This window comes from Streptomyces sp. NPDC051738 (genome assembly GCF_044453205.1).
GTDB lineage: Bacteria > Actinomycetota > Actinomycetes > Streptomycetales > Streptomycetaceae > Streptomyces.
This window is the reverse complement of sequence record NZ_JBITCM010000011.1, coordinates 62,182-74,782: the sequence shown is the minus strand read 5'-3', so window position 1 is coordinate 74,782 and position 12,601 is coordinate 62,182. Positions and strand designations below refer to the sequence as shown.

Annotated in this window: 8 protein-coding genes and 5 pseudogenes; 1 reads left to right on the top strand and 12 read right to left on the bottom strand. The window is 71.3% G+C overall.

Annotation, left to right across the window (positions count from 1 at the left end):
- The 4 genes from ACIA8X_RS25445 to ACIA8X_RS25430 all read right to left on the bottom strand — a co-directional run bounded on the left by ACIA8X_RS25445 (position 1) and on the right by ACIA8X_RS25430 (position 5,226).
- Positions 1–657, bottom strand: coding sequence for a potassium channel family protein (locus ACIA8X_RS25445; protein ID WP_393443706.1), 657 nt, complete (start codon positions 655–657; stop codon positions 1–3).
- Positions 654–1,313, bottom strand: coding sequence for a potassium channel family protein (locus ACIA8X_RS25440; RefSeq protein WP_399459172.1), 660 nt, complete (start codon positions 1,311–1,313; stop codon positions 654–656). Before ACIA8X_RS25440 ends, ACIA8X_RS25445 begins: the two co-directional genes overlap by 4 nt.
- Positions 1,310–4,141, bottom strand: coding sequence for a cation-translocating P-type ATPase (locus tag ACIA8X_RS25435; RefSeq protein WP_399459171.1), 2,832 nt, complete (start codon positions 4,139–4,141; stop codon positions 1,310–1,312). Before ACIA8X_RS25435 ends, ACIA8X_RS25440 begins: the two co-directional genes overlap by 4 nt.
- Positions 4,142–4,353: 212 nt before the next feature.
- The gene (locus ACIA8X_RS25430; protein ID WP_393443713.1) at positions 4,354–5,226 is read right to left on the bottom strand and encodes a universal stress protein; all 873 of its coding nucleotides are present in this window, start codon (positions 5,224–5,226) and stop codon (positions 4,354–4,356) included.
- 541 nt (positions 5,227–5,767) lie between these two features.
- Between ACIA8X_RS25430 and ACIA8X_RS25425 the strand changes: the two genes are divergently transcribed.
- Positions 5,768–6,223, top strand: a complete 456-nt coding sequence (locus tag ACIA8X_RS25425) for an OsmC family protein (protein WP_393443715.1) — start codon at positions 5,768–5,770, stop codon at positions 6,221–6,223.
- Between the two features lie 211 nt (positions 6,224–6,434).
- Here the strand turns inward: ACIA8X_RS25425 and ACIA8X_RS25420 are convergent, their stop codons facing one another.
- The 8 genes and pseudogenes from ACIA8X_RS25420 to gap form a co-directional block, all read right to left on the bottom strand.
- Entirely contained in the window at positions 6,435–6,857 is a 423-nt protein-coding gene (locus ACIA8X_RS25420) for an Hsp20/alpha crystallin family protein (RefSeq protein WP_393443717.1), read from the bottom strand.
- Between the two features lies 1 nt (position 6,858).
- A pseudogene (locus ACIA8X_RS25415) lies at positions 6,859–7,200 on the bottom strand (hypothetical protein); the annotation flags it as partial.
- A 155-nt stretch (positions 7,201–7,355) separates the two neighbouring features.
- Positions 7,356–7,790: pseudogene (locus ACIA8X_RS25410) on the bottom strand (cyclic nucleotide-binding domain-containing protein).
- A gap of 169 nt (positions 7,791–7,959) precedes the next feature.
- Positions 7,960–8,288 (bottom strand): annotated as a pseudogene (locus ACIA8X_RS25405) (molybdopterin-dependent oxidoreductase); the annotation flags it as partial.
- A gap of 141 nt (positions 8,289–8,429) precedes the next feature.
- Positions 8,430–8,696, bottom strand: a complete 267-nt coding sequence (locus ACIA8X_RS25400) for a hypothetical protein (RefSeq protein WP_393443719.1) — start codon at positions 8,694–8,696, stop codon at positions 8,430–8,432.
- 374 nt (positions 8,697–9,070) lie between these two features.
- Positions 9,071–9,602 (bottom strand): annotated as a pseudogene (locus ACIA8X_RS25395) (rhodanese-like domain-containing protein); the annotation flags it as partial.
- Between the two features lie 86 nt (positions 9,603–9,688).
- Positions 9,689–11,419 carry a GAF domain-containing protein gene (locus ACIA8X_RS25390; protein ID WP_393443722.1) on the bottom strand — a complete coding sequence of 577 codons (1,731 nt, stop codon included), beginning with the start codon at positions 11,417–11,419 and terminating at the stop codon, positions 9,689–9,691.
- Between the two features lie 120 nt (positions 11,420–11,539).
- Positions 11,540–12,562, bottom strand: a pseudogene (gene gap / locus ACIA8X_RS25385) (type I glyceraldehyde-3-phosphate dehydrogenase).
- Between the last annotated feature and the right edge of the window lie 39 nt (positions 12,563–12,601).

Sequence of the window (12,601 nt, the reverse complement as noted above, 5' to 3'; positions counted from 1 at the left end):
TCACTGGAACGCCGCGTGGATCTCCTGTTCGGTCGCGGAGTGGGACACGAGGAGGAGTTCGTCGCCGGGGCGGAGCAGTATCGACGGATCCGGCACCGTGGGCTGTCCGTCGCGGACGACGGTGGCGACGACCGTCCCTTCGGGCAGACGGACGTCTCCCAGGGCACGGCCCACCGCCCTGGACTGCGGGGTGATGGCCGTTTCGATGACGTCGACGCCCGCCTTACTGAGCCGTAGCAGGGCGACCGTGTCCGTGGCGCCGGTCGCCTCCTCGATGAGGGAGATCAGCGGCGTGGCGGCGGGAACAGCGACGTCGACGCCCCAGCGCCCGTCGAACAGCCAGGCGTTGTCGGCGTCGTTGACCCGGGCGGCCACGCGGGGGACCGAGAACTGCCGTTTGGCGAGCAGACTGATGACGAGGTTGTCCTCGTCGTCCCCCGTGGTGGCGATGACGAGATCGGCGGTCAGTGCACCGGCGTGTTCCAGGAGGGCCGGTTCGCAGGCGTCCCCGGCGACCAGCCGCACGGCGATGCGGCCCTCCAGTTCGGCCACGCGGTCGTCGTCAATGTCGATCAGAGTGACCTCGTTGCGGGCCGCGGAGAGCACCTGGGCGATCTGGGTGCCGAGCCGACCCGCGCCGGCAATGAGCACGTTCACGTCCCCAGCTCCTTGTCGAGAAAGCCGCGCAGCCTGCCCAGCGCGGTGGCGGCGACGGCGAAGGTGACCAGGTCGCCCGCCTGCGCGGGCGTGCTGTGCGCGGGGATCAGGGAGCAGCCCCCGCGGGTGACCTCGACAACGCGGACCTCGCCGTCTACGTCGAACTCGGTCAGCCGCCGCCCGATGAGATAGTCGGGCACCTCGGAACGGACGAGCAGCGTCTCTCCGTTGCCGAAGCTGAGTTCGGGGCTCAGGTGGCGGTGCAGCAGTATCTGGTGGATCTGGTGCACGGTCCAGCGGACGCTGGCGATGGTGGGGATGCCGAGGTCGCGGTAGATGTCGGCGCGCCGGGGATCGTAGATGCGGGCGAGGACGATCGGCACCCGGTAGGTCTCCTTCGCCGTCCGTGCGCTGACGATGTTGCTGTTGTCCCCGGAGGTGACGGCGACGAAAGCGTCCGCGTGCTCGATCCCGGCGGCCTGGAGCACGGCGCGGCTGTAGCCGTTGCCCTCGTGGAAGCGGATGCGGGGGCTGTCGGGCAGCCGCCGGGCGGCCTTGGGACGCCGGTCGACGACCCCCACGTCGTGCCCTTCCGTGGCGAGAAGACCGGCGAGCGTGGATCCCACCCGTCCGCAGCCGACGACGATCACCTTCACCGTGGGGCTCCTTTCCGGCGGTCGGCGCGGCGACGCAGCCACGCCTTGCGGGCCTCGTCCGCGAGCAGGGGCAGGGTGCCGAGACCGGCGAGGACCGCCCAGTCGGCGGCGTCGAGCGGGGCGGTGTTGAACACGGCCTGCAGAGGCGGCAGATAGCTGATGGCCGCCATGAGGGCGACACCGAAGCCGCCCGCCGCCAGCAGGGCGGGATTGGACAGCAGTCCCACTTTCAGGATGCTCTGCCGATCGGTGCGCACGGCGAGCGCGTTGAAGAACTGGCTGAGCACGATCCCGGCCTGGACCATGGTGATCGCCTCCTGGTAGGCGAGGGTGTCCTCGGTGAAGTCGTCGAACGGGATGCCCGAGGAGCCGATGTGCCAGAAGAACACGGCGCTCACGCAGACCGCCTGGATGCCACCGAGGAACAGGATCCGCCCCACGACGGCGGCCGAGAACAGGCGTTCCCGGCGGGAGCGCGGCGGGCGGTCCATCACGTCGGGCTCCGGCGGCTCCGCCCCCAGGGCCAGGGCGGGCAGCACATCGGATCCCAGATCGATCGCCAGGATCTGTACCGCGCTGATCGGCACCAGCGGGAAGCCGACGAAAGTCGCCGCCAGGATCGGGACCAGCTCCCCGATGTTGTGGCTGAAGAGGTAGACGAGGAACTTGCGGATGTTCTGGTAGACCGCCCGGCCGAGCCGCACCGCCGCCGCGATGGACGCGAACGAGTCGTCCAGCAGCACCATGGCGGCCGCCTCCCGGGCGACATCGGTCCCCGACGCTCCCATCGCCACGCCGATGTCTGCGTGTTTGAGCGCCGGTGCGTCGTTCGCGCCGTCCCCGGTGACCGCCACCACTTCGCCCCGCCGCTGGAAGGCAGTGACGACACGCATCTTGTGCTCGGGGCTGACCCGGCACAGCAGCAGTTCTGACGGCTCGGCGAGCAGCGCGTCGAGCGCCTCGTCGTCCATCGCGTCGAGCCGGTCACCCGTCATCACGACCGGATCGGGTCGCCGTACGATCCCGACCCGGCGGGCCACGGCCTCCCCGGTCAGCGGGTGGTCGCCGGTGACCATGACGATCCGGATGCCGGCCCGGCGGCAGGCGGCGACCGCGTCGGTGACCTCGGGACGCGGCGGGTCCAGCATGCCGACCAGTCCCAGCAGCGCGAGTCCGGACTCGGCCTCGTGCTGCGCGGGGCGTGGCCCGTCCAGCTCCCGCCTCGCGACGGCCAGCACCCGCAGCCCCTGCGACGCCAGCGCGTCACTCGCCGCCACGACTGCCGCGCGGTCCTCCTCGGTCAGCGGACCGCGCCGCCCCTGCCACTCCACGTCGGTACACCGCGCCAGCAGCTCCCCCGGTGCTCCCTTGACGCACGCCTGGTAGCCCGCGCCGGTCTTGTGCACCGTGGTCATCAGCTTGCGGTCCGAGTCGAAGGGGAACTCCGTCACCCGCGGGGCCGCCGCCTCCTCCGCGTCCAGTTCGAGGCCGGCCTTGGCGGCGACGACGAGCAGCGCGCCCTCGGTCGTGTCACCGAGCACGCGCCAGTGTTCCCGACCGCCGGCGCCTTCGGGTGGAACCAAACGGGCGTTGCAGCACAGGGCCGCCACCCGCAGCAGCGCACGTACCGGAGCCGCATCGGCGACCTCACCGCTCGGGGCGTACCCCACACCGCTCACCGGGTACGGCACGCTCCCCGCCCACACCTGCGTGACCGTCATCTCCGCCTGGGTGAGCGTCCCGGTCTTGTCGGTGCACACCACCGTGGTCGACCCGAGCGCCTCCACCGCCAGCAGCTGCTTGATCAAGGCGTGGCGGCGCGCCATCCGCCGTACCCCGATCGCCAGCGACACCGAGAGGGTGGCCGGCAGCCCCTCCGGAACCAGCGCCACCATCACCCCCAGCGCGAACACGAACGACGTCACCACGGGCTCCCCGGTGGGCAGCCGTACGGCGAACATCAGCGCTCCGATCGCCAGGGCCGCCCCCGCCACCCGCCGGGCCATGGATGCCACCTGGAGCTGCAGCGGGGTCTTCTGCCGGGGAGCCGCCGCGGCCAGCCGGTAGATCCGCCCGAACTCGGTCCTCGCACCGGTCGCGAAGACCACGGCCCGCCCCGATCCGGCGACAACGTCGGTTCCCATGAACACGCAGTTGCGGGCCTCCAACGGCGGTCCGGCCGCCACCCGGTCGGCCGTGCGGCCGACGGCGTTGCTCTCGCCGGTCAGCGGGGCGTTGTTCACGGCCAGCTCGTGCGCCTCCACCACCCTGCAGTCCGCCGACACCGCGTCCCCGGCCTCCAGCACGACCGCGTCGCCCGGCACCAGCTCCTGAGCGGGCACCTCCAGCCGCTCGCCGCCGCGCAGCACCCGGCAGGTGTGGGGCACCATCGCCTCCAGCGCCTGGGCCGTCCGCTCGGCCGAGTACTCCTGGGCGAAGCCGATGGCGGCGTTCAGCACGACGACGCCCAGGATCGCCACCGCCAGCTGGAAAGTGCCGATGTCACTCGGCTCTTCCAGCCCGTACGCCAGGAAGGTGATCCCCGAGGCGACGATCAGCACGACCGCGAAGAGGTCGGTGAACTGCGCCCCCAGCTGCCGCCACACGGCGCGGCGCCCCGCAGGGGGCAGTTCGTTGGCCCCGTACCGCGCCAGCCTGGCGCGTGCCTGCGCTGCCGACAGGCCACGCCGTGACGTGTCCAGCGCGGCGAAGACCTCGTCGGCAGCGAGTTGTCGTACGGCAGGAGGCGGGCTCGAATCGGACGCGGCGCCGACCGCCTCGTCCCCCGCTCCGCCCGGTACCAGCGGGTCGGTACCGGTGCGCATCATCAGATCCCGTGCGGTGACAAAATCCGCGTCACCGATGGAATCGGCCGGGTTGCACGGAGGAACTTGGACGAGGCTGCCATCACGGACTCCAGGGACGTCGGCGGACGTTTCGCCGGTTCGCCGCCCTCGATCGGCGGCGCCTGCTCATCGTGTGACGGGCCGGACGACGCCGACAGGGCCGTCCGGGGCAGAGGCCCGGGCCGTTAGCCCCCTCACACCGGGACCGTGATGACGGTGCAGTGAGCGTGGTGCAGTACTCCCTGGCTCACCGAGCCCAGCAACATGCCCGTGAATCCTCCATGCCCCCGGGTCCCCACGACCAGGCCCAGGGCATGTTCCGAGGCGCCCGTCAGGATCTGCACCGGGTGCCCGCGGACGACTTCATGGTGCAGCTCCACGTCCGGGTACTTCGCAGCGCGGCCCGCGACCGTCTCGGACAGCACACGGCGGCATTCCTGCTCTGCGGTGTCCTCGTCCAGCGCACCGAGGAGCGGCGGATGCCACACGTACAGGGCCCGCAGGAGCGCTCCACGAAGGGCCGCCTCCTCGAAGGCCATGTCCACCGCCGCGGCCGAATGCTCGCTGCCGTCGACGCCGACCACGAAGTACGGAGGCTTCTGAGCAACGTGCTCCGGCTCCGGTACGACGGCGACCGGGCAGGGAGCGTGGGCAGTGAGCGGGAGCGCCACCGAGGTGGCCGAGAACATCTCACGCCGTCTGCTCAGGTGCCAGGACCCCACCACGGCCAGGGAGGCGGTCCGCGCCTCCTCGCGCAGGACCCACGCTGGCTCACCCTCCGCCAGCAGCGTCGACACCTCCACCGTCGGCTGCCGCGACTCGACGAAGGCAACCGCCTCCTTGAGCACTTGGTCGCCCACGCCGTGCAGCGCCCGGTTCCACTCCTCCCAGGACGGCCGTGGCTCGCCCGACCGGTATCCCCGGGTCGGCATGCCCTGCGCGTGGACGAGCCGCAACGGCAGGCCACGTCGATCCGCTTCGTCGGCGGCCCAGGCGAGCGCCAGCCGCTTCGAAGGATCGGGGTCGACACCCACCACGATCGGCCGACGCCCGCCCGCACCAGTCATGGCACCTCCAGGAGATCTCCGCCCCGCCGTCCGTTCCCTGTCCTTCCAGCCTCGCCCCTGCCGCCGAGTGCCGCCATGCCACAGCTTCTCGGAGCTATTCGGAGACAGGCGGCCAAGCGCCCCGGACACCGCAGCTGCCGCGACCCCCGGATCTGGGCACTCCCTCCGCGCGGCCCGTTCCGTACTGAGCCTGGACCGGGCCCGGTCGCTCAGCGGACGAGGACCCGCTCCCCGGAGCGCGGGACGACTGCGGTCCAGCCCAGCGTTCGGTCAAAGTGGTCGCGCAGCGCCTCAGCCGCGTCGGGCTCCCTGCGCACCGGATAGGTGCCATGCGAGGCGGGGCCGCCACCGAGATACCCTAGGGGGTATCTCAGTTAAGGGGGCAGCAACTGCGTCCGGGACACCGGGTCACTCAGCGTCGGCGGTCGTCCATCGGGGCCGAACGGCCCCGGCCACTGCTCCCCTCGGCCCCTGTGCGAGCCGTGTCGTCCGCGTTCCACTGGAAACCGGATCAACCGATGTCCACGAGAGAGGCGCGGCCATGACGAGCACAGTGCCGGAGACGACATCGCGACCGGAGAACGCCGCGGCCCATGTTCTCGAGGTCACCCACCTGGACGGGGATGCGTACGCCGTCGACGTGCGTGGTCACCAGCTCTTGGTCGACCAGCCCACGGACGCGGGTGGCAAGGACACCGCGCCCACACCCACCGAACTGTTCGCGGCCTCCCTCGCCACCTGCGTGGCCTTTTACGCGGGCCGCTATCTGCGGCGCCACGGGCTGCACCACACCGGATTGCGGGTGCGCGCGGAGTTCACCATGTCCGTCGACCGCCCCGCACGCGTCGCGTCCGTCCGCGTGATCCTCACCCCGCCGTCCGCACTGTCCGCGCAGCGCCACGCGGCCCTCCTCGCGGTCGCGTCGCACTGCACGATCCACAACACGCTGCGCCAGCCGCCCGAGATCGACATCGAGCTGGAGTCGCAACTCAGGTAACCGGTCAGCGATTCAAGCTCCGGGACATCGCGGAACCTCTCGTGCGGCCCGACGCGGCGATCGCCGTGAGGCAGCGCTCCCGGACGGCGCCGTCGGTGACCCGGTAGGCGGCGGACTGGGTGGCGGTTGCGTCGCGGGCAGAGGCAGACGCGTGTGCGTGGCCGGGTGGCCGGCCACGCACACGCCGTGCGGTCTCAGCGCGCAACGGCGCTCAGACGTGCCGCACGGGGATGGTCCTGGTGCCCGTCTTCTCCTCCGGGACCGGAACCTTGATGGTCAGGACTCCATCCATGTATTCCGCGGTCGCGTCGTCCCCCTTGGCTCCGGCCGGCAGCCGGACGGAACGGGTGAACGTGCCGTAGCGGAATTCCGTGTGGTGCTTCTCCTTGGTCTCTTCGGTGCGCTCGGCCCGCAGGGTGAGCAGACCTTCCGTGATGGTGATCTCGACGTCCTTCGCGGCGTCGATGCCCGGGAGCTCGGCCCGTAGCACGTACGTCCCCTCGACCAGGCGCTCCTCGACGCGGATACCGTGGGTTCCCGGAACGGTGTGCGCTGCAGGGAACCCACCCTCGCCCCAGCCGAACAAGTCGGGAAGAGTCGGCCAGCCGGGCAGCCGCTCGATCATGCCGCTCATGTCACCCTCCCTTCTTCCCACTTCCATCGTCACGCCCTGGTGCAGGGTGCGCCTGGGCCGAACGGCCCTCTGGGAGACCCGGTCGGCCCTTTGCCGCACGGTGAGCTCGTCGCGCGGTGCCCAGGGCTCCGGACGACCGTGCGGGCGAGCCGTCGTCGGGAGGATCCAGGTCGAGATCGGGGCGGCGACGTGGTCCCAGCAGCTCGCGGTCCTTGAGCAGGTCGGACCGGCTGACGATGCCCTTCAGCACGCCCTCGCCGTCGACGACCGGCGGCAACTCGACCCCACAATGCGCAATGCTCCGCGCAGTCTGTGCGAGCGTGTGGTGCGCCTCGGCGGCGACGGCCGGCCGTCGCCCCGCGCCGGGCGGCCACGACGGGGCGGGTCATGACATCGCTCACGATGCTCGGAGTGCCGGACATGGCGTCCTCCGGCGGAGTCGGGTGGGGTCGGCGCTCCAGCCCGGGATCAGCCCCGGCTTCCGCTCCCGTAGGGGGCCTACAGGTCGAGGACGCGGGTGCGTGCGACGTGCAGCCGACGGGCCACGACCCCCGCCGACCCACAGCGTGACCGCGTGGCCCATCGCGGGATCGTCCACGCACAGCCGACGTACGGCCCCGGCGTCGAACTCGTGGGCGCGCACCGGCCCCACCGTCTCGGCGCTGAACTGCCACACGTGAGGCGGGTACAGCCAGGACCAGCCGAGCAGTTCACCGAGACCCAGGGTCTCCAGCCCGACCGGCCGGCGGCCGGGCACACGCATGTCCAGGGCCACGGTGCCGGACTGGATGATCCAGAGTGGTCGGCCCGGACGCCCTCGTTGAACAGGCGGATGCCCGCAGGGAAACGCGCCTCGTGTGCGAGGCCCATGAGCCGTCCGCGGTACTCCGCGGAGAGCGTCCTCGTCAACCGGGGCGTGGTCACGGTCGTCATGGTGCGCCTCCTGGTGCGTCGGCCGACAGGCCGTCGTCGTGGACGTACGTCGCCTGGCTTCAGCCTCGGTCATGCGCGCGGGGAGGGCATGGGCTGAGCGGCCCTTGTCCAGGCTCCCAGTGGGCACTTGTGCGGGATTCGCCGGATGTCATCGCTATGGTCCGGCCCTCTCGCGGATGATCACATGGCCCGTGTCATCGCCAGCGCGCCGTCCGTGCCCGGATGCGGGGCGAGCCACTGGTCGGCGTGCTTGACGTTGTCGGCGTGGTCGGGGCTGACGGCGAGGATCTTGGTGCCTTTGTAATGGGTCTCGGTGAGGAAGTGCGCGTCGGGTGTGGGGGTACCGGGGATGCTGGAGCCCCGCATCACGAGGTAGCCCGCGTTCCACCAGTCCGCGGCCTCGGGCACGTCGGTCTGGTCACCGAAGATCTACGGGGAGGCGATGGGCAGGTCGGCGTACCAGTCGTAGAAGGACAGCAGTGTGCCGCCGATCAGCGCGGGAAGAGCAGTTCCCGGGAGCGGGCGAGCCGGTCCGCGAGCACGTTCTCGCCGAGCCTGCGTCGTGCCGGTCCGGGGAGCGCGAGCCGACCGTCCGGGGTGAACCGCACACCGGCATCCACGACTGAGCGGCCCGAGCCGTCAGCTGGCGTCGTTCCCGGGGCCGCGCTCCGCGAGCGCGGCGTGGGCGAGGAGGCGGCGCGCGAGATCGCGTGCCTCGTCCGGGGTCAGTGCCGCCCAGACTCCCGGCTCACCGCCCTGGTCCCGGCCCACGTCCAGGGCGACCCGGCTGATCGGCCGGTCCGTTGACCCGAGCCTCAGGCACCTCACTGCGATCCGCCGGCCGCAAGTCGTCGCCAAAGGCGCGTCGCCGACCGTCGGCGACCGCCCTTCTCGCACCGTCACCATCGGTCTCACACCCTCCTTGGGGGACAGACCCTCGGCTTCCGCCCCTTCGGGCGACACGTCCTCGGTGCCGTATACCCAACGGGGTGTTAGGGGCAGCGCCCGCGACGCCCCGATTGTTCCCATATCCCGGGGCTCCTGGAGCGATGTCGGTGATCAGGACGATGCTTCCGGCGACGGCGCACCTGGCGCTCCAGGTCCCAGCGTTCGGGGCCCCGGGTGAGCGGGCCGCCGGCGCTCTCCCAGGCCAGGATGCCATCGTCGAGACGCGCAGATTGGGCAGTCCGGCCTCGGCGAGGGCCTGTTCGGCCTGGGCGGCGCGGGCGCCGGAGCGACAGGTGAGGACGACGTCCTCGTCGAGGTGGTGCAGCGGGGCGGGGCACGTTGACCGAACCGCGCACGTGTCCGGCGGCGAAGTCCTGCGGGGAACGGGCGTCGATCACGACCGCTCCGGCCGCGCGTCGGTCCATGAACTCCGCCACGGACAGCGGCCTGGGCAGGGCGACCGGGTGGAACAGACCATGCTCCTTGCGGTTGAGGATGGCGTCGTAGACGAAGTAGGCGGGTGCGGCAGACTGCCCCGCGGTCACCAACTCGACGAACCTCTCCTCGCCCATGGGCCGGCAGGCGTAGTTGGCGCCGCGCTGCTGCCCGATGGTGGACTGCCGCTGGGTGGAGAGGCTTGCCGCAGGCGGACCCGGCGCCGTGCGCGGGGAAGACCCGGACGGCGTCGGGCAGTGCCATCAGATTTTGCTGGACGCTGTCGTAGAGCATCCGGCCGAGTTCGTCGGCGGCGACGCCGATCGAGGCAAGCAGGTCGGGCCGGCCGATGTCGCCGATGAAGAGGGTGTCGCCCGTGAGAACGCCGTAGGGGACGGTGTCGTCGGCGTGCTCGCCGACAACACGGGAACGTCAGCCCAGCACCGCGCACCGTGCCCCGACAGGACCGAAGGGCCCGCAAGAGAGGCCCGATGGACCCATGCGCCCAGTGCCGCCTACTGCTCTTCCGCCGCCAGTGGCACCCGCCACACCAGCGTGCTGCCGCCGCCCTCGGGAGTGATCACCTCCAGCTCACCGCCCAACTGCTGAGCCCGCTCGGCCAAGTTGGCCAGGCCGCTGCGGCGCCCCTCGGCCGGGATGCCCACGCCGTTGTCGGACACCGTCAGCCGCACCTCACGGCCGTCGGTCTGCAGCGCGACGTCGGCACGGTCGGCGCGGGCGTGCCGCCCGACGTTGGTCAGGGCTTCGGAGAGCACGGCCACCACATGGTCGGCGATCTCCCGAGGTACGTCGGTGTCCACCAGGCCCTCCATGCGCACGCTGGGCGCGAAGCCCAGCACGGTGGCGGCGTCACCGGCCGCCCGGACCACCCTGGCCCGCAGCCCGGTCCGGGAGTCGCCGTCGCGGGCAAGCAGGCCGAAGATCGTCGAGCGGATGATCTTGATGGTCTCGTCCAGGTCGTCCACCGCCCGGGCCACGCGGTCCGAGGCCTCCTTGTGCTCGATGAAGCGGCCGGCGCTCTGCAACGTCATACCCGTCGCGAACAGCCGCTGGATCGCGAGGTCGTGCAGGTCCCGGGCGATCCGGTCGCGGTCCTGCAGCAGGGCGACCTGCTCCGAGTCCTCGCGGCGCTCGGCCAGTTCCATCGCGATCGCGGCCTGCGCCGCGAAGCCCCGGAGTGGCTCGATCTCCTTCTCGGAGAACACCGTGTGCCCCGCCTCGCGCACCAGCAGCACGACGCCGCGCACCCCGTCGCCCGCCCCGATGGGCACGGCCACGGCGGCCCCGAGCCCGTCGAATCGGGGCGAGGCGGACGGCACGCGCTCATCGCGGGTGACGTCCGGGCTGGTGACGGGAGCGGCGGCGGAGAAGGCCTGGCCGATCAGGCTCTCGTTCATGGGCAGCACGAGCCCGCGATGGGCCTCGGCGCTGTGCCCGACGGCCAGTTCCACCCTCAGCGCTTCGGTGTCCTCCAGAGGCATGGCAACCACGGCGAGCGCCGCCCCGGTGATCTCCCTGGCACGTTCGGCGATCATGCCGAGGGCCTCGCCAGGTTCGCTGCCGGACATCAGACTCTGGGTGAGTTCCGCGTTGGCCTGCAGCCAGCGTTCCCGCAACCGGGACTCCTCGTACAGGCGGGCGTTGTCGATGGCGACGCCCGCCGCCACGGCCAAGGTCGACAGGACCGACTCGTCCTCCTCGTCGAACTGCGCCCCGCCCCGCTTCTCGGTCAGGTACAGATTGCCGAAGACCTGGTCGCGCACCCTGATGGGTACGCCGAGGAAGGTGTTCATCGGCGGGTGGTGCGCCGGGAAGCCGTACGAGGCGGGATGCTCGGAGATCTTCGTCAACCGCAGCGGCTCGGGGTGGCGGATCAGCTCGCCCAGGATGCCGTGGCCCTCCGGATAGTGGCCGATGCCGGCGATCTGCTCCTCGTCGACCCCTACGGTGTGGAAGGCGGACAGCCGCTTACCGTCGGAGCCGATCACACCGAGCGCGGCATACTGCGCGTCAACAAGCACGGCCGCGGCCTCCACGATGCTGTGCAGCGCCTGTTCGAGATCCAGCTCCCGGCCGACCGAGAGCACCGCCTCCAGGAGGCTGTGCACCCGGTCACGCGTGCCGCGGGCCGCGTCCAGGCGGGCCTGCAGCTCCTCCAGCAGCTCGTCCAGCTTCAGCTGCGGCAGCCGTACACGGGCCTCCCCGGCCTGCTCCTGGCTCTCCACCGGTGATCCTCCACGTCCCGTCCGCACGCCCACAGCCGACCATTGCGGTCAAGTGCCACGGTAACGGTCGGGGGCGGGGGACGGTACGGGATCAGCCATGGTGGCCGGGCGTGATATCAGTCAGCCACGCGGCAGCCGGGCGGCGACGTACTCGGCGAGGTCCAGCAGCCGGTTGGTGTAGCCCCACTCGTTGTCGTACCAGCCGAACACCTTCACCAGCTCGCCGTGCGCCTGGGTCAGCGGGGCGTCCAGGAAGCAGGATGCGGGGTCGCCGATGATGTCGCGGGAGACGATCGGGGCGTCGGACACCCGCAGCACTCCCATGAGCGGTCCGTCGGCGGCTTCGCGGAACGCGGCGTTGATCTCCTCGGGGGTGACCGGCCCTTCGAGGACCACGCTCAGATCGGTCAGCGAGCCGTCCTCGACAGGCACGCGTACGGCGATGCCGTCCAGGGTCCCGGCCAGCTCCGGCAGGACCAGACCGACGGCGCGGGCGGCTCCGGTGGAGGTATGGATGATGTTGAGGCGGCGCTGCGGCCGCAGCGCAGGTCTGTGTGCGGCCCGTCGAGGACGACTTGGTCGTTGGTGTAGCCGTGGATAGTGGTCATCAGCCCCTTGACGATGCCGAGAAGTGCTCGTCGAGGACCTTCACCATGGGGGCCACGCATTTGGTGGTGCAGGAGGCGTTCGAGACGACGTGGTCGCTCTGCGGGTCATACGTTCCCTCGTTGACGCCCATCACCAGGGTGGCGTCGACGTCACTGCCCGGCACGGAGAGCAGCACCTTGCGAGCGCCCGCCCTCAGGTGCCGGCCGGCCTGTTCCCGGGTGCGGAAACGGCCGGTCGACTCGATGACGATGCCGAGGTCGCCCCAGGCCAGTGCGGCGGGTCGCGCTCGGCGGTCACGGCGATGCGGCGACCGTCCACGGTGATGGAGTCGTCGTCGTGCTCGACGGTGCGACCGATGCGGCCGTACGTCGAGTCGTACTCCAGCACATAATCCAGCGCCGCCGGCGAGGTGATGTCGTTGACCGCCACGGCCCCCACCGAGGTTCCGGCGGCGGTCTCCGCGCGCTCCAGTACGCAGCGCAGGTAGTTGCGGCCGATCCGACCGAATCCGTTGATGCCCACGCGCACGCTCACGTCCGTCGCCCTCCCGACCGGTGTCCGGCGCGCTGCCAG